The 24,872-nt window shown below is 40.6% G+C and carries 25 protein-coding genes; 2 read left to right on the top strand and 23 right to left on the bottom strand.

Going from position 1 to position 24,872, the window contains the following annotated elements; genetic code table 11:
* Positions 1-115: 115 nt before the first annotated feature.
* From AC3WTL_RS12600 to AC3WTL_RS12540, 13 genes are all read right to left on the bottom strand, one after another.
* Positions 116-1,303 (bottom strand): M14 family metallopeptidase, encoded by a 1,188-nt coding sequence (locus tag AC3WTL_RS12600; protein WP_163143413.1) that lies wholly within the window; start codon positions 1,301-1,303, stop codon positions 116-118.
* A gap of 167 nt (positions 1,304-1,470) precedes the next feature.
* Complete coding sequence (locus AC3WTL_RS12595; protein ID WP_197247499.1) at positions 1,471-2,433, bottom strand: ROK family glucokinase; 963 nt, start codon at positions 2,431-2,433, stop codon at positions 1,471-1,473.
* A gap of 19 nt (positions 2,434-2,452) precedes the next feature.
* Positions 2,453-2,653, bottom strand: coding sequence for a YqgQ family protein (locus AC3WTL_RS12590; protein ID WP_048008273.1), 201 nt, complete (start codon positions 2,651-2,653; stop codon positions 2,453-2,455).
* Between the two features lie 125 nt (positions 2,654-2,778).
* Positions 2,779-4,266: a spore germination protein gene (locus AC3WTL_RS12585; protein WP_492369473.1), complete on the bottom strand. Its 1,488-nt coding sequence runs from the start codon at positions 4,264-4,266 to the stop codon at positions 2,779-2,781.
* Positions 4,267-4,401: 135 nt separating this feature from the next.
* A complete protein-coding gene (locus tag AC3WTL_RS12580) occupies positions 4,402-5,922 on the bottom strand; it encodes a rhomboid family intramembrane serine protease (RefSeq protein WP_492369472.1) in 1,521 nt (506 codons plus the stop codon).
* A 135-nt stretch (positions 5,923-6,057) separates the two neighbouring features.
* The gene (gene yqgO, locus AC3WTL_RS12575) at positions 6,058-6,261 is read right to left on the bottom strand and encodes a protein YqgO (protein ID WP_048008275.1); all 204 of its coding nucleotides are present in this window, start codon (positions 6,259-6,261) and stop codon (positions 6,058-6,060) included.
* A 352-nt stretch (positions 6,262-6,613) separates the two neighbouring features.
* Positions 6,614-7,564: an L-lactate dehydrogenase gene (locus tag AC3WTL_RS12570; RefSeq protein ID WP_492369471.1), complete on the bottom strand. Its 951-nt coding sequence runs from the start codon at positions 7,562-7,564 to the stop codon at positions 6,614-6,616.
* Positions 7,565-7,607: 43 nt separating this feature from the next.
* Positions 7,608-8,396, bottom strand: a complete 789-nt coding sequence (locus AC3WTL_RS12565; RefSeq protein WP_492369470.1) for a DUF92 domain-containing protein — start codon at positions 8,394-8,396, stop codon at positions 7,608-7,610.
* Positions 8,389-8,955 carry a 5-formyltetrahydrofolate cyclo-ligase gene (locus AC3WTL_RS12560; RefSeq protein WP_197247490.1) on the bottom strand — a complete coding sequence of 189 codons (567 nt, stop codon included), beginning with the start codon at positions 8,953-8,955 and terminating at the stop codon, positions 8,389-8,391. The genes AC3WTL_RS12565 and AC3WTL_RS12560 overlap by 8 nt, the downstream gene beginning before the upstream one ends.
* A gap of 105 nt (positions 8,956-9,060) precedes the next feature.
* Positions 9,061-9,210: a 50S ribosomal protein L33 gene (rpmG, locus tag AC3WTL_RS12555; protein ID WP_053434400.1), complete on the bottom strand. Its 150-nt coding sequence runs from the start codon at positions 9,208-9,210 to the stop codon at positions 9,061-9,063.
* Between the two features lie 77 nt (positions 9,211-9,287).
* Positions 9,288-9,929: a hypothetical protein gene (locus tag AC3WTL_RS12550; protein WP_248348393.1), complete on the bottom strand. Its 642-nt coding sequence runs from the start codon at positions 9,927-9,929 to the stop codon at positions 9,288-9,290.
* A gap of 58 nt (positions 9,930-9,987) precedes the next feature.
* Positions 9,988-11,223, bottom strand: a complete 1,236-nt coding sequence (locus AC3WTL_RS12545) for a glycosyltransferase family 4 protein (protein ID WP_197247489.1) — start codon at positions 11,221-11,223, stop codon at positions 9,988-9,990.
* On the bottom strand, positions 11,220-11,849 hold the full coding sequence (locus tag AC3WTL_RS12540) for a DUF4912 domain-containing protein (RefSeq protein WP_231594034.1): 630 nt from the start codon (positions 11,847-11,849) through the stop codon (positions 11,220-11,222). Before AC3WTL_RS12540 ends, AC3WTL_RS12545 begins: the two co-directional genes overlap by 4 nt.
* 317 nt (positions 11,850-12,166) lie before the next feature.
* Here AC3WTL_RS12540 and AC3WTL_RS12535 point away from each other — a divergent pair, with 317 nt between their 5' ends.
* Positions 12,167-12,559 carry a hypothetical protein gene (locus AC3WTL_RS12535; protein WP_248348388.1) on the top strand — a complete coding sequence of 131 codons (393 nt, stop codon included), beginning with the start codon at positions 12,167-12,169 and terminating at the stop codon, positions 12,557-12,559.
* Positions 12,552-13,034 carry a hypothetical protein gene (locus AC3WTL_RS12530; RefSeq protein ID WP_492369469.1) on the top strand — a complete coding sequence of 161 codons (483 nt, stop codon included), beginning with the start codon at positions 12,552-12,554 and terminating at the stop codon, positions 13,032-13,034. Before AC3WTL_RS12535 ends, AC3WTL_RS12530 begins: the two co-directional genes overlap by 8 nt.
* A gap of 68 nt (positions 13,035-13,102) precedes the next feature.
* Here AC3WTL_RS12530 and phoU read toward each other — a convergent pair whose 3' ends face one another.
* The 10 genes from phoU to AC3WTL_RS12480 form a co-directional block, all read right to left on the bottom strand.
* On the bottom strand, positions 13,103-13,762 hold the full coding sequence (phoU, locus tag AC3WTL_RS12525; RefSeq protein WP_197208710.1) for a phosphate signaling complex protein PhoU: 660 nt from the start codon (positions 13,760-13,762) through the stop codon (positions 13,103-13,105).
* Between the two features lie 65 nt (positions 13,763-13,827).
* Entirely contained in the window at positions 13,828-14,655 is an 828-nt protein-coding gene (pstB, locus tag AC3WTL_RS12520) for a phosphate ABC transporter ATP-binding protein PstB (RefSeq protein ID WP_248348385.1), read from the bottom strand.
* An 18-nt stretch (positions 14,656-14,673) separates the two neighbouring features.
* Positions 14,674-15,558 carry a phosphate ABC transporter permease PstA gene (gene pstA, locus AC3WTL_RS12515; protein ID WP_248348383.1) on the bottom strand — a complete coding sequence of 295 codons (885 nt, stop codon included), beginning with the start codon at positions 15,556-15,558 and terminating at the stop codon, positions 14,674-14,676.
* Positions 15,558-16,514, bottom strand: coding sequence for a phosphate ABC transporter permease subunit PstC (pstC, locus tag AC3WTL_RS12510; protein WP_492369468.1), 957 nt, complete (start codon positions 16,512-16,514; stop codon positions 15,558-15,560). Before pstC ends, pstA begins: the two co-directional genes overlap by 1 nt.
* 104 nt (positions 16,515-16,618) lie before the next feature.
* Positions 16,619-17,578, bottom strand: a complete 960-nt coding sequence (locus AC3WTL_RS12505) for a PstS family phosphate ABC transporter substrate-binding protein (RefSeq protein WP_048011131.1) — start codon at positions 17,576-17,578, stop codon at positions 16,619-16,621.
* A 217-nt stretch (positions 17,579-17,795) separates the two neighbouring features.
* Positions 17,796-19,982 (bottom strand): peptidoglycan D,D-transpeptidase FtsI family protein, encoded by a 2,187-nt coding sequence (locus AC3WTL_RS12500; protein ID WP_492369467.1) that lies wholly within the window; start codon positions 19,980-19,982, stop codon positions 17,796-17,798.
* 129 nt (positions 19,983-20,111) lie between these two features.
* Positions 20,112-21,329 carry an MFS transporter gene (locus AC3WTL_RS12495; RefSeq protein WP_197247476.1) on the bottom strand — a complete coding sequence of 406 codons (1,218 nt, stop codon included), beginning with the start codon at positions 21,327-21,329 and terminating at the stop codon, positions 20,112-20,114.
* 147 nt (positions 21,330-21,476) lie between these two features.
* Positions 21,477-22,085: a superoxide dismutase gene (locus AC3WTL_RS12490; RefSeq protein ID WP_095245680.1), complete on the bottom strand. Its 609-nt coding sequence runs from the start codon at positions 22,083-22,085 to the stop codon at positions 21,477-21,479.
* Between the two features lie 484 nt (positions 22,086-22,569).
* Positions 22,570-23,052: a DUF456 domain-containing protein gene (locus AC3WTL_RS12485; RefSeq protein WP_492369466.1), complete on the bottom strand. Its 483-nt coding sequence runs from the start codon at positions 23,050-23,052 to the stop codon at positions 22,570-22,572.
* Between the two features lie 61 nt (positions 23,053-23,113).
* Positions 23,114-24,721, bottom strand: a complete 1,608-nt coding sequence (locus AC3WTL_RS12480) for a Na/Pi cotransporter family protein (protein WP_492369506.1) — start codon at positions 24,719-24,721, stop codon at positions 23,114-23,116.
* Between the last annotated feature and the right edge of the window lie 151 nt (positions 24,722-24,872).

Raw genomic sequence — 24,872 nt, 5'->3', positions numbered from 1 at the left:
TTGGAAAAGCGGCTGGTTTCCATAGAACTATTGGCATAGTGATGTTAGTATGATAGTAATTTTAATGTCTGCTTGATTAAAATACAATACAGAATCAATTTTAAAGATAATTTTTTCACATATAAAGCGATGCAAGAAAAATGCCGAGCACCTCTTCATAAATATCATCATACTGTGACAGGGGCAGCGGATTAATGCCTCTTCCCAATTCAATTGTGAATCCCGGCATCCGGAAATCCTGTATAAACCAATCCTTATAACCGGCAAAGCTATCAATGTACTGGACTGCCCTATATCCGCTGACACGCTCGAACTCTTGCGCGATTACCTCCGATTCCGGCGGCTCCATTCCCTCAAATCCCCAATAAAACTCTGCACCTTGTGTATGGAAGGCCAGCATCCGATCGAATTGATTATCTCTTGCCAGCTCCGCCATCGCTATGGCTTCCGGTTCCGTTAACGGGGCTTCGCCAAGATAATCTCTTGGTGCCGGGCCGCTTTGTTCACTTCTCTGTTTCTCAAAGTCCCATTTGGCAGGAAACTGATTATTTAAATCAACCCCTCTAATATTAGCCTTCCAGCCTGTGAAATCAGTGCTGCCCCTATTTATTGAAATAACTTCCTCCCTGACTTCCGCTGGAGGCCCATTCAAAACCAGGTCAACCCCGTCAGGGTTCACCATTGGCACTACGGAAAGGTCAACCGAATTATACAAAGGCATTGTTGAAACCCCTCTTATCGGCCGGACATTTGTAATGGATAAAAGATAAGTGTTCAACAAAGCCATTAATATAGGGGTCGTAATCCATTCATTCGCATGAAAAGAGGCATTGATTTGCACTTTCTTATTCCCTTTTCCCAACCGTATTTCCTGAATCGGCTTTCCAAGAACACTCTGGCCAATTGTATTTACTTTTATAAACGGATAAATATCTGCCAGCATGGAGATATCAGCTGTTAATGCTTTATAATCATAATTCCTCCTGCCTGATACAATTGGGGAAATGACGCGCCTCGGCAGTTTTATAGCTGTACCAGGGATCAGGCTGTTCGGATTAAGGGATTGATTAACCAGGAGAAGAGCATCCACAGAGAGGTTGCGTGAAGAACTCAGCTTCCAAAAGGTGTCACCTGACTTAACCGTATAATTTAGTAATGTAAAGCCGGGAATGTTAATTTCCTGGCCTATCTTTAGTGATGCAGGATTAATCCCGGGATTAGCATCAGCAATGAGATTGACTGGCATCATAAAGAGCTGACTGTAATACCATAAGGAATCTCCTGAGCGGACTTTGACTTTCATCTTTTCTCCCCCTTTCCATCATTTCAATTTTATGAGAAAAAGAAAAAAAGATGACTGTACAACTTTGTAAAAATGAGCAGCTGGTATGTAACCAGAGATTCTTGTCTAAACTCTCAATTTTGGAGAAAAAGAAAAAGCACCTGCACATCAGGTACTTTTCTCTCAGTTTACTTATTTTTTGCCAGCCAGGCTGCACCAATTACTCCAGCATCATTGCCCAATGTCGCAATATCAATGACTGTTGACTCCTTCACTCCTGGAAACGCAAATTTAATGAAATTTGCAATAACCGGCTTAAGCAGTATATCTCCTGCTCTGGAAACTCCACCGCCCAATACTATTTTCTCAGGATTTAACGTATTCGCAATATTTGCCAGTGCCAAGCCAAGGTGCATAGCTGTATTATTGACTGTCAGAAGTGATGTTTCATCCCCATTCCTTGCAGAATCAAAAACATCTTTTGCTGTAATAAACCCGTTGGCCTTGTACAATTGAGATAGAGCCCCTTCTCCGCCAGATTCCAGGCTTTCCAGAGCCTGCCGGACAATGCCTGTAGCAGATGCAATTGTTTCAAGGCAGCCAGTTTTGCCGCAATTACACTGTGCCCCGCCAACAGGAATGGACGTAATATGGCCTATTTCACCTGCAGCTCCGCTGACTCCCTGCACAATATCTCCGTTGGCAATTACACCTCCGCCGACACCTGTTCCAAGTGTTACACAGACCAGATCTTTAGCACCATTTCCGGCACCCTTCCACATTTCCCCAAGGGCAGCACAGTTAGCATCATTATCAATGATGACTGGAAGTGATGTTTCCACTTCAAGCAGATCCTTCAGCGGGTAATTATCTTTCCAGCCTAAATTAACAGTGTTATATACAACACCTGTTGCCAGATTTACTGGACCCGGCGCCCCCATGCCAATGCCGATAATTTTATCCTTGCTTAAATCCAATTCCTCTAACTTATGGTCGATGGCTTTAGCTATATTTATAGTAATATTCTTTCCTTCTTCACTATTGTCCGTGGGAATTTCCCATTTATGCATTATTTCTCCATAGTAGTTAATAAAAGCAAGCTTTGTTGTTGTTCCGCCTAAATCTACCCCTACCAGCCATTTTTCTGCCAAACTCCATCACCTTTTCTTTCTATTTATTCTCTTTAAGATTCTGAATTTCCGTCCGCAGAATCAAGATGCTGCTCTGATAATCTTTTACATCAATAAGCTGAGAGTCATATAGCTCTGTTAATTCAGCAGCCATAAGCTCCAAATCAGCTTCCCGATCCCCTATGTAGATGATAGTTCCGTATTTCTTCAGAAACTGCTGTATATCATAAATGGTTTTCATTCTGTACCTCTGCCTTATTGATAAGTTTATACCACATTAAAGTATAATCTAAAATCCCCCCCTTCTCAAGACAGAGAAGCGCCTAGAATATATAAAAAATCCCTTCCAGCAGGAAGGGATTTAGATTAGCGGTCCGGATCCTTTGGATGCAGGAAACGCGGCCGCCTGTTCTTCAATGGTATTGGTGACCTTAGCAATACATCCCTGAATGCTCTCAGATTGAAAGGGATGAACGGCCATAAATAGGGCACTCCAAAAGACTTCATTCTGGCAAGCATGATAATCATCAGCAGGATGCCAACTACATAGCCGTAGGTATGAAAAATACTGGTTGATATCAGCAGACCGATTCTTATCAGCCTGTTTGCCAGGCTCATTTCATAGCTTGGGGTTGAAAATGTACCAATTGCCGCTATCGCTAAATAAAGAATGACTTCATTTATAAACAAACCCACTTCAACTGCTACCTGACCAATCATCAGGGCCGCCACGAGTCCCAATGCAGTGGCCAGAGCGGAAGGTGTATGGATTGCAGCCATCCTAAGCATATCAAGACCAAGCTCTATCATCAGGAACTGAACGACTAATGGCAGCTCTCCCGTGTCATTGGGCCCGATATAGGATAATGCATCAGGAAGCAGCTGCGGCTCTATCGCAAATAAATACCATAATGGCAAAAGGAAAATGGAAGCCCATACAGCTAAAAATCGGACAAATCGCAAATAAGCGCCTACAAGCGGCTTATTCCTGTACTCTTCAGCATGCTGCAGGTGATGCCAGAAGGTTGTAGGTGTTATGATAACACTTGGCGAACCATCGACGATGATGCAGACGTGGCCTTCATAAAGGTGGGTTGCTGCCGTATCAGGCCTTTCAGTATACCTTACCATGGGATACGGATTCCAATGGCGGCCTGAAATGAATTCCTCTATTGATTTTTCGGCCATCGGCAATCCATCAGTATCAATTTTAGAGATAGACTTCTTTATTTTCTTCACCATATCCGGATCTGCAATGTCTTCAATATAACTGACAACAATATCTGTCTTGGAACGCCTGCCCACCTGCATATATTCCATGCGCAGTGTTCTGTCCCTAATTCTTCTCCTCGTTAAAGCTGTATTAAAAACGAGTGTTTCTACAAACCCATCCCTTGAGCCGCGGACAACACGTTCAATATCAGGCTCCTGAGGGCCTCTTACCGGATATGTACGTGCATCAATGAGAATTACTTCATCGATACCATCCACGACTAGAGCAGTCGGCCCTGCCAGCACCATATCCACCACTTTATCCAGGTCATCAGTTGTTTCAACTTCAACGTATGGTATATACGTTTTTATCAGTCTGGATAATGTATCTCCTTCCAGCTGGGCTGCATCCAGGCCGGCAAGCATTTTCATCAGATAGTGCAGAATGTCATCTTTTACAAAGCCGTCTACCAGATATAAAGCCATTTCCCTTTCTGCATATTCAACATCAAGCTGAATCACATCGAAGCTTTTTTCAACTCCAAGAGCATCTCTAAGATACTCAATATTATCTTTTAGAGAAACCTTTACAGGCTCTCTTCTCGCTTTCTCCAAAATCCCCACCTCAGCATTCTGTTCCATTCTTTTCCTTGCATACTATTCAACATCATTGACATGCAAAAAAAAAATCATACCAATGAATGGCATGATTCATAAAAATTCGCAGGGAAATTCAGCTGTTATTTCCCAGGAAGTAAGCTGAAAATTCTGTCAGCATCATTCTATTTGATTTAACAGCTTTTGATACTCCTCCTGATCCGGCTGAAGATCAGCGGCCTTTTGTGCATGATTTCTTGCTTTTTCCGGCTGCTTTTCTTCTAAATAGATTAGTGCAAGATTATAATGTGCTTCATGAAAAGAATCATCTTCCTTAATTACATGAAGCAGGTGCTCTTCTGCTTCTTTTAATCTCCCCACTTTTATTTCAGTATATGATAATAGAAAATAGACTTCCGGTGAAGCATTCCCTTCTTCAATAAAATCAGCAAGCATTAAACGAGCCTTTTCAAACTCTTCACCATTGATATGTTCCTCGGCCATTACCATAGCTGTTTGTTCATTTAATAGTCTTCCCGGTTCATTGAATCCATACTTCATCAAGCCGGCTGCCAGACAGAATGTTCCAGCTAAAAACAGCAGCTGAAGCAATGGCTTTTTCTTCTTGGGAAAATGCACAATGCCAGTAGCAAGAAATCCGCCAATCAGCCCTCCTATATGTCCGGCATTATCAATTCCCGGGATGGTAAATCCAAATGCAAGGTTGATTCCTAATACAACAAGTATATTAAAACCCATAGTCCGGAAGAAAAGGCCTGGATAAATGAGCCCAAAATATAAAAGTGCCCCAAAGCAGCCAAAAATAGCACCGCTGGCCCCTGCTGAAAGTGCAGGGCTAAAAACAAAACTGGCTAATGTTCCGCCAAATCCAGCAGCCAAATAGATAAATAGGAATCTTAAATTTCCATACACACGTTCCACTGCGGATCCAAGATAAAATAAGGCAAGTGTATTCATTAGTAAATGAAGCAATCCAATATGAAGGACAATCGGGGTTAAAAATCTCCACCATTCCCCATCTAAAATTAATGGATTAAATTTAGCCCCATACTTAATTAACGTCGAGGTATCTGTACTGCCGCCCATCGCTTCCAAAATTAAAAAAACAGCAACTTGAATAACCATAAATATAAACGTGAAAAAAGGCTTCCCAAAATTGAACATTTCCTTTTCTTTTTTTGCTGTTTTTACCGCTTTAGAAAGAGCAGTATGCTTCAGGGCATCGGCATCCATTTCCGTATAATTTCCGGACGGAAGGATTAACGGTTTTTCGAAAATTTCTTCAACCGCATGCAGGCTTTCCGGTTTGCCGGATTCAATGATCATGCTTTGAACAGACGCTTTCCCATTTTCAGGCATGAAGGGGTCTGTGATGCGGAATTCATAGTCATCAACAGGCAGGTACGCAGAAACATAGATATTTAAAACCGGCATTTCCCTTTTTCCAAGCTGCTTCCTGACCGATTCAGCTTTTGCGGCCGTCACTTCAATATCCCGCTGCATCCAATTGCTCCAGTCAAGGTCATATTTTAAGAGCCTGATTGCCTTTATGTTTTTATCCTCCATCCTTTCAAGCCACAATTCATCCTGATCTCCAGACAACTGAATCATTCTGTACCCGTGTTCAGATATTAAATAATCCGCAAGTTTCCAAAATACATAATCCTCTTGAACGGCCAATTCTTCCCCCACTCTCTATATGTTGCATTAATTACTATACTTTATTTAACTATAGGCAAAAAAGAAACCTTTTGTAAAAGAAAAAGCACCTTTAGATATCGGCAAAATAAAAAGACCTATTACGGTCTTTTTACTTCAAGATTGCCGCCCTTCTGATGGCCCGGAAGAGAAAACAGAGCTCATCATCCTGTCGCGGACAAGCGGAAAACTCATGACTGAAGTAACCAGCAGCTTCCGCAGAAAAACATTCCCAAACATAACATTAATCAATCGATAACGGTTATGATAGGCAAAATAAGTACCCAGCCCAATCATAAAAATAGATAGTAATCGAGACATTGAATTCCCTCCTCCTCCTTATTGTGAGAAGAGGGAATAATTTTTATCCATTCTCTATAGCAAAATAAAGTGAAACTTCAATCAGTGGGGATTTTCCTTATCCCCCACTGATTGTTAGTCGCGTTCTAGTGTCGCTAAGATCTCCGCTAGCGCTTCGATCAATCGACACTACGAACCCGATTGGTTCAACTAAGCCTCTGCCTGCGCGTCGGCAAGTTTCACTGTATCTCACCAATCGGGCCTTTACGAGCAGTTTGACCCCCACTTATCCTCCTTTGATTCCTCTGAGTCTTGAAGTGGGGGTCTTACTGCCCGTTAGACTGCGATAAATTTCACCATTGATATAAGCTAATTAATCCTTCAATATCGGTTCCATCGTTTTCTTGAGAACATTAACTGAATGGGTAAACTGATTCTTCTCTTCGGTGTTTAGGTGAAGTTCAACAATATCACGAATGCCATTTCTATTGACTATAGCAGGCACCCCAATATAAACATCCTCATGACCATATTCCCCATCTAAATAAGCTGACACCGTAAGGACGGAATTTTCGTTCTGAAGGATGGCTTTCGTCAGTCTGACCAGACCCATGGCTATTCCATAATAAGTCGCACCTTTTCGCTCGATAATATGATAAGCTGCATCTCTGACATTAAGGAATAACCCGTTAAGATCTTCCTGCCTATAGTTCTCTTCTTTCTTCATCCAGTCTTCAATGCTTTTCCCTGCAATATCGGCATGGCTCCATACAGGCAATTCAGTATCTCCGTGTTCACCTATTATATAAGCATGAACATTTCTCGTATCGACCTTGAAATATTCACCCAGCAGAAATCTGAATCTGGCCGTATCCAATATCGTTCCGGATCCAATTACTCTTTCTTTTGGGAGCCCGGAGTATTTCCAGACAGCATACGTGAGAATATCTACTGGATTTGTCGCAACCAGAAAAATGCCATCAAAACCGCTGTTCATGACATGCTCAACTATTCCTTTAAAGATTTTAGAATTTTTTTCTACAAGATTCAGGCGGGTCTCACCGGGTTTTTGATTCGCTCCTGCAGTAATGACAATCAAATCAGCATCTTTGCAATCGGAATAATCTCCAAACCAGATCGATGTTGGGGAAGGGGCAAAGGGCATGCCGTGATTTAAGTCCATGGCATCTCCTTCAGATTTATCCTTATTTAAATCAATCAGCACCAGTTCTTCTATAACACCTTGATTTAATAGTGCAAACGCATAGCTTGATCCAACGAAGCCAGTTCCGATCAGCACCACTCTGTTTACCCGATTTATCATAATAACTCCCCTTTACTTAATTGTAGAGAACAGCAAAGTCCCTTTATGCCAATAAGATATATAGAAGCATTCCCACCGAGGCAGAAGCTAAACCTGAAAAAAAATTAACAAAATCATTATCTGCAAAAAGCCAGCCTTTTATCAAAGAGGCCGGCTGCCCGCAATGTTGTGCTGTTTCCACGTTTGAACTGCATATCTGGCACTTGTATTCAGCTTGAAGAAAAGCACCCAATAAAGAATCAATCAAATTCCCTGCAAACCCAAAAACTCCAATCAGTAAAACCTCATAAACTGTAATGTCAAACAGCACATTTGATAGAAGGGCTATCATAAAAGAACCTGACAAAGCTGCAAGTGTCCCGAGAGAGCTGACAGCACCGGAAGTACCCGTTTCGATTGTCCTCCAGGTCTTCAGAGAAATGGGGGGGGTTTGACTTAATGAGCCAATTTCTGATGCCCATGTATCCGAGTTTGCTGCAGCCAGTCCGATAAGAAACATTATCAGCCAAACCTGTGATGGATCCAGCAGATTAAATATGCTGGCAATTGCGGCTATGCCTCCATTTGCAGCAACCTGCTGCCAATCCCTTCTTGATCCTTTTGCATGCTTATTTTCGAATTCCTTTTTTTTATGGCTTTTAAATTTTGACCAGAAGCTTGAACTTGCAAAAAAGAACCCCAGGACAAGAAGGCCATAAAAACCAAATCCCCAGCCTGCTGCCGCACCCACAATGAATGCCGCTATACTGCCTGAAAAGGTCAGTAATCGGAAATAATATCCGGCCAGGGATGTGATCAATATAAAAATAATAATAGCTATGGATTCAAACATCACACACCTGCTGATCGGTAATAATCATTTCCACCGGCTTGTCATGGTTTTCCACTGGAAAGCGGGTTATAACCTGCATTTCAAAAGCCAGTGAAACCGTTCTTCCTTTATAATGCTCGAGAAAACGATCATAATATCCTCCACCAAACCCTAGCCGGAAGCCGTTTTTCATGTATGCCAGTCCGGGAACGATTAAAGTATCGATTTCTTCACTGCGGACTTCATCCGTTTTTTCCGGATTTGGCTCCCATAATCCATAAAATACTGACTCCAAATCCATGAAGCTATTCAATTCACGGAACTCCATTTGCTTTGATTGAGGTATGCACTTCGGGACAACAACCCTCTTCCCTTCTTCCCAAGCTCTTCTGATGATCTGCCATGTATCAGCCTCAGGCGCCTTTGAAACCGTTATTCCTATCGTTTTGGCCTGGCTCCATAAAGGGGTGCTATAAAGGCTGCAGGCAATTTGATAGGATAGCTGTTCATACTCAGGCTTGCTCAATTCCTTCATCCGATCCTGCATTTGCTTCCTAAGGACCCTTTTATCAATTTCCATATAAAAACCTCCAGTTTTTATAAAGCTAACAATAATTTATCCAGAAAAGGGAAGGATACCCATAAAAAAAGTCAACAAAAAAAGCAGTAGGAATGATCCTACCACTTATTTTGTTTCGCGATGTGCAGTCGAACGCTTGTCTCTTGGGCAATATTTTTTAAGCTCAAGACGATCTGGATTATTTCGTTTATTTTTTTTAGAAATATAGTTACGATCTCCACATTCTGTGCAAGCTAACGTAATGTTTACACGCATGTAATTTCCCTCCAAACTATGTTCAAACTAGTTCGTTCATACGACTTTTCTATAATATCATTTTTTAAATCGAAATGCTAGTACGTTTTTTTAAAAGTATCCTCTTTAACCCTGTCTATCAGCAGGCTGTTATACTGAAGCGTCTCTGATTTGCTGTTTCCGTTGATAATCCATGACTCCCCTTCTGCTGTTCCTCTGCCATTAAATACTGCATTAAGTGCGAAGATGCTTATTGCATTCCCTTGGGCCATAGGGTGGTATTTTAATGTCCCCTTCTTTTTGCAGTTCCATATTTGGTCACTGAAAATGTTCCAGTATGGCTGAATCGTACACTCTTCCATTTTTTTGCCGTTTAGCTGGCCATTGACCAAAAACAGCTTGGAATCAGCCATATGAAAGATTACATTTTCTGCGGGAGAAATGAAAGAAAGGTGTTCACGGGAAGAAAACGCATGTCTGTGCTGCAATAGAAGCTTAATCGTTCTGGGCTCGTCCGCATGGTTCGTAATATAGCACCTAAAATAGGAAATTTTAGAGTGGATTTTTTCTGTTTTAATTTGAACAGAAATATTTTCATCAGGAAACATTTCTTTACTGACATTTTCCATCCAGTAAGTTTTCCCGTCTATCCATAATCCGGGAATCATCCTCAATTTCCCGATCGGCGCTTTCTCCATTTCTTCATAAACATCAGATTGAATCCAATTTAATGTATTCATCTTTATGCACCTTTTTCTATAATTTTTTTAACATCATTTTAATGGCAGGTAAAATATATCACACCAGATCTTCAAGCTTCTGGCTGATCCGGGTTTCTTGAAATACTCTATTTGTTTCATCAGCAATGCGTCTCCAGCTGAACAGGCTTTCTGCGACCTTTTGACCTTGTTTGCCAATTGTATCGGCGGCTTTAGGGTTCTCAAGAAGAGCGGAAGCCTGCTCTGCGAAGCTGTGTGGATCTCCTGGAACCATGAACAGTCCGGAATATTCATGTTTAACAATTCCCTTTAACCCTCCTGTATAGGAAACGATCGCCGGCTTTCCTGTGATCATTGCTTCGAGGGCTACAATGCCAAATGGCTCATAATAACTTGGAAAAGCAGCGATTTCGCACTTCTGAAAGAGAGCTAATCTTTGCATGTCATTTATAAATCCCGGAAAAAGTATGACATCATCAACCTTCAGTTCTCTTGCTTTTTTTCTGTGTGCTTCAAGCATAGGACCTTTGCCGGCAACGATTATATAAGCATCCTGATACTTCTCTTTTATTATAGGCGCTGCCTCAATCAAGGTTTCAAACCCTTTCTCCCTCACCATCCGTCCAATGGAGAATATCAGCCTTCCGCCTTTTTTTACCGGAACCCCTTCCAATAAGCTGTCAGGATCATCAAGAAGTGATTCTTTGCTGATTCCGTTTGCGATAACAGCTATTTTTTCCCTGGCAATTGAAAATTGCTGAAGTACTTCTTCTTTCATATATTCACTGCAGACAATAACCTGATCTGATCCAATGATCAGCTGCTCTTCTTTTGTATGGATAAATTTCTGCAATTCTGTGTAAATCCCATTATTCCTTCCATATTCTGTTGCATGTATAGTTGTAATTAAAGGACAGTGCAAGCTCTCCTTTAAGGACAGGCCGCATGCACCTACAAGCCAGTCATGTGCATGAATGATTTCAAAGTGGTGGAAGGATGACAGTTCAATGGCTTTTTGCTCCATCGCCAAATTCAATCCCAAAATCCAGTGCAGAAAATTAGGATCTTTTTCATTTAGCGGCTTAACCCGGTGGATATAGATACCGTTTATATGTTCATAGCTGGAAAGAGTGCCGGGATTAGCAGTCAGTATATGAACCTCATAATCCTGTTTTAATCCTCCTGCAAGTCCATACACATGCCTTGATAAACCGCCTACTACATGGGGAGGATACTCCCAGGTAAGAAGAAGGATTTTAGGTTTATTATTAATGATACTATTATTAGTTAGTTCTGAAGTTACCGAGTCCATCATTCTTTTCCTTCTCCTTCACTCACTGATTCATAATAGGTGTATGTACTCACATTTACCGTCCATGCAGGCTGAACCTCAGATTCACTTTTTTCTTGGGAAGGTGATTCCTCAGAAGTATATAGTGCTTCTGAACGCAGTAACGGGATGAAATGAGTATCTGTTATTTTAATGCCCAGCTCAACACAATACACTTTGCCGGGTTTGAGCCCTTTAAAGGTCCATTCAGAATGATCGGACAGGATAACTTCATGATCACAGACTGCATTGGCTCCGTCAAAAACAACCCCGGTAACATCATAGATTCTTAAAGATTTTCTCAAGGAGGATACAGGCTTGTCCAAGTATAGTGATAGCATCTTCACCTTCTGAATAGACAATCTCCAGGATACTTTTGCCTTATCATCGCTTGAGCGTGTTAATGTCAAATGATCTTTCGATTGATTTTGCACAATGTTTTCTTCAGATATTAATTTTTCCCCTAAAGACTCCCCGCTGTCGCGTTTCCCTTTATTTTGGATAAGTTTGGTCCACTGGTACTGTACCTTTCCTACTGTTGTATCAAGCTTACTGGCGATTTTACGGAATGACAGCCCCCTGCGGCGAAGCTTAATAATTTCATCTATCATGACGGCACCTCTTGCAATTATTTTCATGGAAAAAGGGTTCTATATGACAAAACGCAAAATTTTATGACTATTTATATAACTCAATGTTATCACTGATATGGATAGCCTACAATGAACGGAAATTGTCGCTTCTTGCGAATGCACATGCCTTCCCGATTTCAAATAGAAAAAACTTTTAAAACGTTTGCTGAGCTTCTGATTCGACAGAGCTTCAGCGACAAGAATCTTTAAATTTCACCTGTTTATGGATTATATATCGAAATTTGTCAATTTAGATGGTAAAATATTTCTGTGCAATGAATTAGAGGTGACTTTTATTGGAATCAATCTTACTGTCATTATTGATCTTATCTATAGGGCTATTCATTCTTTCAGTGTTTTTGAGAGATCCTTATAAAGAGCTGCGCGATGAAATGGACCAAATGTCCATGCAGCAAATCCAGGAAATGTATCAAATTAAAAAGAAATTAAAAGTATTGGAAGAAGAACTGCTCGTGGCGGATGAACCCTTTACTCAGCACGTTCCTGCAGAGCCTTTTATTCATTCTGCAGAAAAAAGGGAAGTTCATGAAATAATAAAAAATCAGGTGATTCTGCTTACCAGGCAAGGGCTGTCAGTAGAACAAATTGCAAGACAATCTTCACTCTCTCCTGATGAAGTAAGGACCATTCAAACAGAAATGAAATTTAGAGGCCATAGCCATGAATAAAAGAAATACCAGGGCATTTGCATTTGGCATCCTTATTGCTGTCATAGCCTTTGGCACAGCCTACTTTTTGAATAAACCGGAGCATACTGAAAATAGAACAATCGATGAAAACAGCGCAAAAAAATTCCTGCAGGCACACGGCTACACTGTATTAACAAACGAAGAATATACTCTCCTACAGCAGACGGACGCTAAAGACCAAAACGAGAATAAGGAAGTAAAAGAAGAACCTGCTGAGAAGAATACGGAGCAGGAAGAAGAGTCTCAGAAGATCTATCAGCTAACCATTGAGAGCGGCATGACACCCGGGGAAATCGCGTCACTGCTTGAAAAAGCAGGTGTAATCGACCAGGCAGCAGACTTCGGCAATTACCTGGAGGAATACGGGTACAGCAAAAAAATACAGCTGGGCACATTTGAACTGACCCATAACATGAGCTATAAAGAAATTGCTAAAATCATAACAAAAAGCTAAAAGGTTAAAATTCCTTTTAGCTTTTTTTACTGCAGCTCCTTTATGGCAAGACGCTTCCGCTTTTCTTGTTAATTATTTAAATCATACTGGCGTCCTTTAACTAAATAAAAAATGTGTTCAGAAATATTCGTAACATGGTCAGCTGCTCTTTCTAAATAACGGCAAATAAATGAAAGCTGGGTGATCTGCGGAAGGTATTCCGGTTTCTGCAGATTAATTTGCAGCAGCTCTTTAATGGTTTCACCATAGAGGTCATCGACCTGATCATCCATATCGGCAACTTTTTTGGCTTTTGCAGTATCTTCTTCAGTGAAAGCTTCCAGTGATAGACGCAGCATTTCAGTTGAAATTTCATACATTTTCTTTATATGTTCAATCGGCTTAATTAGCGGCTCTGATCCAATCCGTATAGTGGACTTAGCAATATTCACTCCAAAGTCAGCAATTCGTTCAATGTCTGTTGCGATCTTTATAGCCACAATGATGCGGCGAAGGTCAATAGCCACTGGCTGCTGTTTAGCAATTAACAGTATCGCTAAATCATTTATTTCCTCATATAAAATATCTGCCTGGTTATCATCATCAATAATCTCAAGTGCCAATTCTATATTTTTGGTTTCAAGCGCTTCAACCGACCTATGCAAAGCTTCTCCTGCAAAATTGCCTATTTCAATCAGTTTCTTTTGAAGCTCCTGCAGATCATATTCAAACCTCTCACGTACTACCATCAATGTAATCCCCCTTCATCCTAATAGTAATGATTAAAATCGTTGATACAAACCAATATAATAGATCAGCCGAATCGTCCAGTGATATAATCTTCAGTCCGTTTATCTGAAGGGGTAGAAAATATCTTATCCGTATCGGCAAACTCGATTACTTCACCATTTAAGAAGAAAGCTGTTTTATCAGAAATACGTGCTGCCTGCTGCATATTATGAGTAACAATGATAATGCTGAATTCTTGCTTAAGCTCCTGTACAAGCTCCTCCACCTTTAATGTAGAGATAGGGTCAAGAGCAGATGTTGGCTCATCCATTAAAATGACATCCGGTTCAATGGCAAGACAGCGTGCAATGCAAAGGCGCTGCTGCTGCCCGCCGGAAAGGCCGTACGCATTCTGGTTCAGCCGATCCTTTACTTCATCCCAGATTGCCGCTCCCCTTAAACTCTTCTCAACAATCTCATCAAGGATTTTTTTATCGCGGATACCGTGAATTTTCGGTCCATACGCTACATTTTCATAAATGGACTTTGGAAATGGATTTGGCTTTTGAAAAACCATCCCCACATTTGTTCTTAAATCCTCCACTTTAAATGATTTATCAAGAATATTTCGCTCCCGGTATAAGATTTCTCCAGAAATTCTTACTGAAGGCACAAGTTCAACCATGCGGTTCAGCGTTTTAATATATGTGGATTTACCGCATCCTGATGGTCCGATAATTGCCGTTACTTCATTTTCATTGATGGCTAGATTTATATTTTTTAAAGCATGGCCTTCACCATACCATAAGTTAAGATCTTTTGTATTATAAACAACTTTTTTGTTTTCTGCTGAATGTGGAGCTATGCTTTCTTTTTTTACATTTGGATTTGTTTTTTCTGTCACTACAGGCATTTTAGAAAACCTCCCAGGCTAATATCTTTTTTGGAACTTGTTCCGAATTAAGATGGCTATTGAGTTCATCGCGAATAAAACAATTAATAATATAACGATCGTTGCAGCTGCCAGGTTTGCATATTCTGCTACTAGAGCAGAGTCGATTGTCCAATAATAAATTTGTACCGGCAAAATCGTAAATTTATCAAAGATTCCATCAGGAACGGGAATTAACAAAGCCGGTATTCCAATAACAACCAATGGCGCTGTTTCGCCTATTGCCCGCGATAATGCAAGAATAACCCCCGTAAGGATTCCAGGTAATGCTGCTGGAAGTACTACATTTTTAATCGTTTGCCACTTTGTTGCTCCCATTCCGTAAGAGGCTTCTCTTAGAAATTGGGGAACAGCACGGATTGCTTCCTGGCTGGCAACTACTACAACAGGAAGAACAAGCAGTGCCATTGTGAGTCCTCCTGCGAGAACTACAGAACCCAAATCTAACGCTCTTGCAAAAACAGTCAATCCAAGGATTCCAAAAACAACTGACGGAACGCCCGCCAGGTTGGAAATGTTCGTCTTAATAAATGAAGAAACGCGGCCCTTGGCTGCATATTCTTCAAGGTAAATTGCTGTGCCTACTCCAAGAATCATCGTTACAGGAGCAACTACAAGCATCAGCCAAAATGTTCCTGTTATGGCTCCCCAGATCCCAGCCCTTTCAGGATCTGTTGATAAGCGATTCATCAGAAAATCCACATTGATCCAGCTTAAACCATCAGCGAGGACCCGATAGATTAATACAATTAATACAACCAGACCGAATAAAGTGGCCAAAAAGAATAGTGTTTTAGCCAGGTTATTGGCAAGCAGGCGGCTGCCCATTTTTTTATGCACTTGTTCCGTATCTACATATTTCATTAATATTCCTCCCTAAACCTGCGAGAGATATACTGAGCAAGAAGGTTCATTATTAACGTAAACACAAACAATGTCATTGCAACAGCGTAAAGGCTATAATATAAAGTTGTTCCTGCGGCTGCTTCCCCGCCTGTAACTTCCACAATATAAGCAGTCATAGTCTGCATGGACTGTGTAACATCAAACGTGAAATTTTTCGAACTTCCGCTCGCAATGGTGACGATCATCGTTTCCCCGATTGCTCTGGAAATTCCTAATACAAACGAAGCAATGATACCCGAAATTGCTGCTGGTACAACCACTTTCCAGGTTACCTCAAGCTTTGTTGCCCCCAGTGCAAGAGCACCCTCCCTCATCGCATTTGGTACAGAACTCATTGCATCTTCAGAAAGAGAAGCTACCATTGGGATAATCATGATTCCCATTACAATCCCGGGGCTTAATATATTTGTTGGTTCAAGACCAGGAATAAAAGATCTTAATAAAGGTGTTACAAACGTAAAAGCAAAAAATCCATAAACAATGGTAGGAATACCGGCCAGTATTTCAAGAAGAGGCTTTAATGCCTTTCTTGTTTTTTCTGATGCGTATTCACTTAAAAATATGGCTGTCATCAGTCCTACTGGAATCGCAACCAGCATAGCTATTAAAGTCGAAATGATGGTTCCCGTCAATAAGGGCAGAACACCAAAGACAGCATTTTCACCTAAAGGCTTTAACTCCGTGCCTGTAAAGAAATCTATAAAAGAAACGTCTTTAAAAAAGGCGATTGTTTCCGTAATTAATGTAAGTACAATTCCAATAGTAGTAAGAACTGAAATTGCTGCGATGCCAAATAATATTTTCGGTATTAATTTTTCTGTGTAATTATTGACACTTCGAGATTTTTTCTTTTGCTGAATGATTTCTCGTACATTCAGCGTTTTGTTAACGTGTTGAACAGAACTTTTAGCCAATTGTAAAACCCCTTTCAGCCTTCTCATCCAAAGAAGAACTCTTTACATGAACATCACAAGAAGATGAGAAGGCAAACCTCTCATCTTCTCATAACAAAACTTCTTTATTTCAATCCGTTCAAAGCATCCAGAGAAGCTTGGATATCTTCGTCTGATAATGGTGCGAATCCAGTTTCTGCTGCAACATCCTGTGCATTTTCCATTGTATAGATAGCATAATCAAGAACTTGCGGCTTTTCTTTCGCCATATTTGTATTCAGGTATGTGAATACCGGGCGAGTAAATGGAGCATAATCTCCGTCTTCTTTGATTGTGTCTAATGATGGTTCAACAGGCCCGTTGCCAAAGTCTACTTTTACTGCAGACAATTTATCTTTGTTGCTATCATAGTAACCATAGCCAAAGAATCCGATAGCATTTTTATCTTTAGATACAAGATCCACTAAAGTTGAGTAATCCTGCTGCAGATTGATATTTTCTGGAAGATCCTGTTCTTCGAGAATATTCTCAAACATAAATTCGTAAGTGCCGTGGTTTTCATTTGGACCATATGTTTGAATTTCTTCATCCGGGAAATCAGGGCGAACATCCGACCATTTTTTCTTTCCTGCACTTGCAAGGAAGATATCAACAACTTCCTGCTGTGTAAGCTCTTTAGCCCATTCATTTTCTTTGTTAATTACGATTGTGATACCGTCTAAAGCTACCTTCATTTCCTGTACATCAATGCCAAGATCTTCAGCGGAAGCTTTCTCCTCATCTTTAATTTGGCGGGAAGCGTCATTAAAATCTGTTCCGTCTTCGGCAAGGAATTTCTTAAAGCCAGCTGAAGTTCCGGAGCGGCTGACTTCTACAGAGACATTTTCCTGTTCTCCCATATAATTTTCAGCCATGCGTGCCATGAATGGATAAACTGTACCAGAACCGTCTATGACCACACTGCCTTCCAGTGCTTCATTGTTATCTCCATTTGCGCTGGTGCCTTCTTCGCCTCCGCATGCTGCAGTGAATGCCATTACGGCTGATAGCATTAGTAAAAGGCTCATTTTTTTAAGACGTTTCATTCCTGAATTCCCCCTAAGAAATTTGGTTGTTTTGTCCTACGCATTTAGAATAAGGGTTGACTGTTAACGCGGTTTTAACTGATTGTAAAGCTTTTGTAAATGTCAGCAATTCTTGTGTAAATATGTCGAATTAGAGGTATAACGTTTTATTTAGATATCAAAGATACTAAGACAAAAAAACTGTCTCCCGTTTAAATAGGGAGACAGTCCATCAAGCTTATTCATTTTCTTCATTTTCCTTGCGAGCATCTTCCTGCCCTTCAATTACTTCATCGATATTTTCCACTTTTTGAACAGACTCTTTGTTGTCGCTGCCTTTCTTGTGACGCTCCTTTTTAAGCTCAAAGTAAGCATCCAGAACACGTTCGCCAATTTTTTTATTCGCTCCGTGGTCCACGCTTCCCTGATAGGCCCATGGAACTAAAACAGCCATGGCAATCTCTGGATTCTCTGATGGTGCATAACCAACAAGACTGAGATTCATGACCTCAGGTGGCTCTTTTCCAAATTTGCTCCGCTCAGGTCCATCATAAAAGGCCTCTGCTGTACCTGTTTTACCCGCTGGTTTATACTCTTTGCCGGCAAAATAAGAATAACCTGTACCGCCTTTTTCCTGCATGACTTTGCGGAAGCCTTCCTGGACACGGTCCATCCAGCCATCTTCAAGTTCAACCCTATTAAGAACCTTTGGCTCCATTTCCTGAACAATAGGGCCAAGTTCATTATTTTCCATTAATGGCTCACGGATTTCTTTTACAATATGAGGCTCCATCCTATTGCCGCCATTGGCAATGACAGACACATATTGGGCAAGCTGCATGTTGGAATAAGTGTCGTACTGTCCAATCGAAAGGTCAAGCATGAAACCAGGCAATGTACTCATCCCTTTAAATCCTGTTTGCTCATTTGGCAAATCAATCCCTGTCCGGACGCCAAGACCGAATTGTGCAAAGGATTCCCTTACAGTACTAAACGCTTTTTTATCTATCCATAATGGCTTCTCGAACTCATATTTCCCCCCGCCTATGTTGATGACAGTTTCAAACATATAAACGTTTGAGGAAAATTTAAGAGCATTAATATCATTTAAAGGGCCGAAATTTCTCCAGGATTTCTTTACTGGTGTTCCTTTAATTTTTAAAGGACGATCATAAAAGACGGTTCCGGGATTAATAGCACCCGTTTTATAACCGGTAAGTATGGTAGCACCCTTCACAGCTGAACCGACATTATAAGTAGTCGTGATGTTGCCTAATGCATCATCCTGCATTTCGGATTGGCCTGTGTCTTTATCCTTTACAATCTTTTTGCCGGCCATTGAAAGAACTTCTCCGGTATGCGGGTCCATCAGTACCACATAAGCCCTGTCCAGTAATGAAGTTCCGGATGATGCCTTGGCTTTACGCAATTCCTCTTCAATGATTTTCTCAACTTCCTTCTGAAGATCCATATCAATGCTCAGCACAAGGTCCTTGCCTCTTTGACCATCTGTAATGGGAATAGTTTCAAGGACATTCCCGGCTTTGTCCGTAATATTTTTCACTTTTGCCTTTTGGCCGTGGAGTACTTCTTCATATTGCATCTCAATGTAACTTTTTCCTACACGGTCATTACGGCTGTAGTCACGTGCCATATAGTATTCAATCTGTTCAGCCGGAAGACCTTCATCAGAGCTGGTTACTTTTCCAAGCACTGATTTCAAAGTATCTCCAAAGGCATAATATCTTTCCCAGTCGGTTGTTGTATCAACACCTGGTAAAAGCTGCAGATTTTCACTGACAACTGCAAATTCCTCAGGTGTTACTTTTTTATTCTTAACGATTTGGGGTGTTAAAGCATATCCGCTTGTAAATTCTCTGTAGATAGCAAGAACTTCAAGATCGTCTTTTGTTAATTCACTTAATTCCTCTTCTGTAATCCGATCCAAAGTGAGCTGATATAGGGCCTTATCCAGCTCCTTTTCCTTACCCTCATACTTCTTTTCAAGTTCTTCTTTATCTTTTTTAGTAACCTTTTCTTCTGCCTTTTCAGGATTCTTCATGATCCAGTAATCTTTCTTATCGCGTTCCTGAACCTTTTTGGTATCTTTGTCTATCAGCTTGGCCAGCTTTTCTGCCACCTCAAGCATTTCATCCTGCTTGTACCCATTATTAGTATAAGTGATGGCATTTTGCGGGGTATTATCGACAATCACCTGTCCATTTCGGTCGAACATTTTACCTCTTGGCACAGGACTGTTGACTGTAACATCTTCCGTTCTTTCAATCTCACGCTTATAATCATCGCCATAAACAATCTGAACCATCCCAAGCCGGAGGATCAGCATAGAAAACAATAAAAACACAGCAAAGAAGAGCATATTCAGACGGAAAGGAACATGGGTCTTCTTTTTCTTCCTATTCAAATTACGCACACTTCCTTTAAAAAAGTCTCATAATCCCATTCTAAAAGAAAATAACAATAAATTCTATAAAGAACCCTTTTTCGACAAAGATAATTTTATTGGTAAAAAAAAGAGAGAGGATTTCCTCTCTCATGCAGACTGAAATTGAATTTTTCTGACGAAAAAATAAATGACTGAATGTCCGGCTCCTATTATCAGGAGAAGAATAGGGATGCTTTTTTCTTCCTGAAAAAAAGTTACCGCAGCTAAAAAACTTAAAATCGATACTATACGTCCTGCATTTAAAAAGATTTCCCTGACGACAATATACTCAATCCTCATCTCCGCAGCCTTCCACCCTCTGCCAATGACATCATAGGTTAATGAGATATAAGGCACAAGCAGGAGAGGATACGCTACAGCAATCGCAGCTGCATACATCAGCAGCTTTGGATAGGTGACATCAAATACAATAAAGAATATGGCCGCATACAGTACTAATCCGCCGATCAGTATGGCTCTTTTCCGATACTCTTTTTTCAAGAGTCTTGACACAAGATAATACCCTAAAAAAGATATACTTGAGTTGACCAAACCGTATGTACCAAGAGCCAATTCACTGCCAGTTGAAATGAAGACATAAACTGATATTACAAATATAAAGGTTCCTTCTCTGAGCCCCTGAAAGAAGTGGGCATTTGTAATCATGCGCCAATTCAGGCTGTTTTTTCGTTCTGCAAGAATTCTTCTAAATAAATACCTTCCATCTGCCGGCCGCCTTTTAAGAAAGAAACTTAAAAAGACAGCTATTGAAAAAAGGGTCAGGGAGATTCCGAAAATAACGGAATAACCGGTGAACTTTTCCATCCTTGAAATAATGAAACCCGCTGCAATCGGGCCAATCATACCCCCAACGGATGTTAGTATTCCAAGGAAGCCATTAAAGAAATCCCGATTCTCCGGCTCAGTTATTTCAAAAGTGAGTACATTGAAAGCAAGCCAGTAGAACCCATACCCTACCCCCAGCAAAGCACCGAGAAGCAATAAAAATTTCGAGGCGTTTGTTCCAATAAAAAGAACAGTCAGATAAAAAAGGGCTAAAAAAATCACACCGATTCTCAGTACAATGACACGATCAATCTTCTTCGCCCATCTCCCCGCCAGAATAAAAGTCAAAGGCTGCAGAACAACAATGGCCAGGTTATACAAAGCCAGATCACTGAACTCACCAGACTGCTTCCAGAGATAGATATTTACAAACGTGTTTGAAAGTGCAGCACTTAAAGAATACAGCCCGCCAATAAATAATAGCAATGTTAAATCTTTCGTTAAATCAACATTACCGATCAGTTTTTTAAATCTGCTCATAAAAAAACTCCCCTTTGGTTCTAAGGGTAGTCTCCTACAAAGCCAGTGGGGTTATGCAATGATTTAGAAATTTGCACAAGAACCGCCGCAAAATCAATGTGAAAAAGAAAAACACGGCAGATATAATCTGCCGTGCTGTTAGATTTATTATTTTGCAGCGCTGTAACGCTTAGTAACCTCATCCCAGTTAACAACATTCCAGAAAGAATTGATGTATTCAGGACGGCGGTTTTGATATTTTAAGTAGTAAGCATGCTCCCAAACGTCAAGGCCAAGGATTGGAGTCTTGCCTTCCATTAATGGTGAATCCTGATTAGGTGTGCTTGTTACTTCAAGTTCACCATTGTTTACTACAAGCCATGCCCAGCCTGAACCAAAGCGAGTTGTAGCCGCCTTAGCGAACTCTTCTTTAAAGCTGTCATAGCTTCCGAATTTGCTGCTGATGGCATCTGCTAATTCACCTGTTGGCTCTCCGCCACCATTAGGAGAAATGATCTGCCAGAAAAGAGAATGGTTTGCATGACCGCCGCCGTTGTTGCGTACAGCAGTACGGGCAGCTTCAGGAACAGCATCCAGGTTGGATACCACTTCTTCAACAGTTTTAGAAAGAAGCTCTTCGTTTCCTTCTAAAGCATTGTTAAGGTTTGTTACATAAGTATTGTGATGCTTTGTATGGTGGATATTCATCGTTTCTTTGTCGATGTTTGGTTCCAATGCATCGTAAGCGTAAGGTAATTGCGGTAATTCGAATGCCATAATAAAATTCCTCCCTATGTATCTGATTTGGTCAGCCCCCGAAACAATTCAATCATTTATAAAATTCAGATTTTATAATGTTTCTAAGGTCTTTAGATTAAGATTACCAAAGTTGGATTTTTGTTTCAAACAAAATGCTTTGCTACATATATACATTATCCAAATTAGTATTATTTAATCCGCAGGTTTTGCTTATATAAGGCTCTTTTCATATAAATAGTTGTTTTTTCGCCTACAATGTTAACCCTTGATTTCAACTCCAGGCTGCTCAGCGAACCGCGGGGCGTGCGGTGAGCCTCCTCGACACTTCGCGTCTGCGGGGTCTCACCTGTCCCGCTACGCCCGCACGACATTGAATAAGCCCCTTGAGTAAACACCACACGAAGAAAATGCGAATGCATTTTCGAGGATATCGCACCTTCCGCTGCAATCAGCTCAGTAAATAATATATAAAAAGCATCAAACCTTGCGAAAACAGCCTTATTTATAGAACCACAAAAAGAAAATAAATAATCATAACTCCCTGGATTACCGCTTTGGCTGCTGCGCTGCTGACAAATCCGATTACAGATCCGAATCCAATCTTTAAAGCATCATTAAAGTTTGTCCTGTTAACTGCGAGTTCAGCAATAACCGCTCCAAGAAATGGGCCAATCAGGATTCCCAGTACAGGAATGACAAATGGGCCAGCTAAAAGGCCGATTGTACTTCCCCATACACCAGCTTTTGAACCGCCATATTTTTTCACGCCAATCATATTGGCTACGTAATCAGCTCCAAACAGCAGGAGAACAAACAGCCCCTGAATCGTCCAAAATAGCCAGTTAAACGGTTCAAAAGAAAAAAGGACTCCATAAAGGATAAAACCGCCCAGCAAAAACAGCACACTTGGTATAATTGGAAAAACCAGACCCGCAAAAGCGATAATAAACAACAGAATAATCAGTGTCCAATAAACTATCTCCACTATCAGCACCTCTTCATTAAAATAAAATAAGCACGGGATTATCCCCTGCTTATTTTACCACTTATTCTTCGCCTAAAACAGCTTCAGCAATATTCACAGCGTGATCACCGATACGCTCCAGGTTGCTGACAATGTCGACATACACAATGCCGGCCTGTCCAGTGCAGAGGCCTTCATTCAATCGAAGAATGTGCTGTTTGCGGAGCTTTCTTTCCATCTTGTCAATCTCTTCTTCTTTTTTTACAACATGCTCTGCAGCAATTTTATCATTATGATCCAGTGCCTGCATAGCTTCTTTGACGGTGGAAATAGTTAATTTGAACATTTGCTCCAGATCTGCCATGGCTGAATCAGTAATGGACACTTTATTTGCCTGTTTATAATCAATCAGTTCTATTACATTTTCGAAATGGTCACCGATACGCTCAATATCTCTTACCGTATCCATCAGCATTGTGTGCTCAGCAGATTCATTTGCAGAAAGTGAGCTTGTAGAGAGCTTAATCAAATAATCTGTAATTTTACGGTCAAGGTTATTGATTGCATCTTCTAACTGGTATGCGGTATCAGAATGTTTTTGATTGCCTGTTTTTAAATATTGAACCGTTTCTTCAAGTCCGCGTAAAGAGAATGTTCCCATACGGAGCACTTCTTCCTTAGCTTGTCCAAGTGCAATTGATGGTGATTGTTCAATAAACATAGGATCCAAATGCTTTGCTTTATAATCAGCAACCGCATCTTCACCCGGAATTAGCTTGGTCACGATCCAAGCCAGTACAGCTACAAATGGAAGCTGAATAATTGTATTTGACGTATTAAAAATTCCATGTGCAAAGGCAATTGTCATTTCAGGATTTAAATCCATTTTACCCTGCAGTGTTTCAACTAAGAATGTAAAAGGCTTTAATAAAATCAAGAAAATGGTTGTACCAATTAAGTTAAACATTACGTGTACAGCTGCAGCTCTTCTTGCAGCAACAGAAGCACCAATAGCAGCTAAAACCGCTGTAATGGTTGTACCAATATTATCTCCAAACAGAACGGGCAGTGCAGCATCCAAATTGATAAGTTCTTCAGAAAACAAGCCCTGAAGTATACCGATTGTGGCACTCGAGCTTTGAACAATAACTGTAAACACAGTTCCGACAACTACACCCAGAATTGGATTTGAACTCATGCTGACGGTCAAGTCATGGAAAGATTCCAATGTGCGAAGAGGCTTCATTCCTCCGCTCATTAATTCCAAACCGTAAAATAACGCACCAAAGCCAAAAACAATTTGCCCGATATTGTGGATTTTCTGTTTTTTAAAGAAAAATAATAAGATTGAGCCTAAAGCAATGATCGGCAGAGCATACTCCCCGATATCAATCCCAATGATGAATGCAGTAACTGTAGTTCCTATATTAGCCCCCATAATTACACCTATCGCCTGGCGCAAAGTCATGAACCCGGCTGATACTAAACCAACTGTAATTACTGTAGTTGCAGAGCTGCTTTGTATTAGGATGGTGACAAGTACACCCGCCAATACCCCCATTAGCGGATTTGTCGTAAAACGATCTAATAAATCTCTCAGCCGGTCACCAGCTGATTTTTGGAGCCCGTCACCCATGAACTTGATTCCATAAAGGAAAATACCAAGCCCCCCCAAAAATTCAAAAAGCATTTGCTGAACATTTAGTTCCACAATTTTCAACCCCTATAATTTATTCGACATGATTCATCAAACCCCATACAATTATTAATGTTATTCAAGATAAAAGTAAATATAATCAGAGCCAAATTTACAATTCCTTAACATTGGCCCCTAATATTAC

It is taken from the genome of Cytobacillus sp. EB106-05-05-XG126 (genome assembly GCF_058791715.1).
Note: the sequence above shows the minus strand (reverse complement) of the source record. Positions and strands in the feature narration are given on the sequence as shown.

Excerpts from the sequence above, each read along its gene's own strand:
- AC3WTL_RS12600 (WP_163143413.1), bottom strand. The coding sequence starts at position 1,303 with ATGAAAGTCAAAGTCCGCTCAGGAGATTCCTTATGGTATTACAGTCAG.
- AC3WTL_RS12590 (WP_048008273.1), bottom strand. The coding sequence starts at position 2,653 with ATGAAAACCATTTATGATATACAGCAGTTTCTGAAGAAATACGGAACT.
- AC3WTL_RS12585 (WP_492369473.1), bottom strand. The coding sequence starts at position 4,266 with ATGGAACAGAATGCTGAGGTGGGGATTTTGGAGAAAGCGAGAAGAGAG.
- yqgO (WP_048008275.1), bottom strand. The coding sequence starts at position 6,261 with ATGTCTCGATTACTATCTATTTTTATGATTGGGCTGGGTACTTATTTT.
- AC3WTL_RS12570 (WP_492369471.1), bottom strand. The coding sequence starts at position 7,564 with ATGATAAATCGGGTAAACAGAGTGGTGCTGATCGGAACTGGCTTCGTT.
- AC3WTL_RS12565 (WP_492369470.1), bottom strand. The coding sequence starts at position 8,396 with ATGTTTGAATCCATAGCTATTATTATTTTTATATTGATCACATCCCTG.
- AC3WTL_RS12560 (WP_197247490.1), bottom strand. The coding sequence starts at position 8,955 with ATGGAAATTGATAAAAGGGTCCTTAGGAAGCAAATGCAGGATCGGATG.
- rpmG (WP_053434400.1), bottom strand. The coding sequence starts at position 9,210 with ATGCGTGTAAACATTACGTTAGCTTGCACAGAATGTGGAGATCGTAAC.
- AC3WTL_RS12550 (WP_248348393.1), bottom strand. The coding sequence starts at position 9,929 with ATGAATACATTAAATTGGATTCAATCTGATGTTTATGAAGAAATGGAG.
- AC3WTL_RS12545 (WP_197247489.1), bottom strand. The coding sequence starts at position 11,223 with ATGATGGACTCGGTAACTTCAGAACTAACTAATAATAGTATCATTAAT.
- AC3WTL_RS12540 (WP_231594034.1), bottom strand. The coding sequence starts at position 11,849 with ATGATAGATGAAATTATTAAGCTTCGCCGCAGGGGGCTGTCATTCCGT.
- AC3WTL_RS12530 (WP_492369469.1), top strand. The coding sequence starts at position 12,552 with ATGAATAAAAGAAATACCAGGGCATTTGCATTTGGCATCCTTATTGCT.
- phoU (WP_197208710.1), bottom strand. The coding sequence starts at position 13,762 with ATGGTAGTACGTGAGAGGTTTGAATATGATCTGCAGGAGCTTCAAAAG.
- pstB (WP_248348385.1), bottom strand. The coding sequence starts at position 14,655 with ATGCCTGTAGTGACAGAAAAAACAAATCCAAATGTAAAAAAAGAAAGC.
- pstA (WP_248348383.1), bottom strand. The coding sequence starts at position 15,558 with ATGAAATATGTAGATACGGAACAAGTGCATAAAAAAATGGGCAGCCGC.
- AC3WTL_RS12505 (WP_048011131.1), bottom strand. The coding sequence starts at position 17,578 with ATGAAACGTCTTAAAAAAATGAGCCTTTTACTAATGCTATCAGCCGTA.
- AC3WTL_RS12495 (WP_197247476.1), bottom strand. The coding sequence starts at position 21,329 with ATGAGCAGATTTAAAAAACTGATCGGTAATGTTGATTTAACGAAAGAT.
- AC3WTL_RS12490 (WP_095245680.1), bottom strand. The coding sequence starts at position 22,085 with ATGGCATTCGAATTACCGCAATTACCTTACGCTTACGATGCATTGGAA.
- AC3WTL_RS12480 (WP_492369506.1), bottom strand. The coding sequence starts at position 24,721 with ATGCTTTTTGAATTTTTGGGGGGGCTTGGTATTTTCCTTTATGGAATC.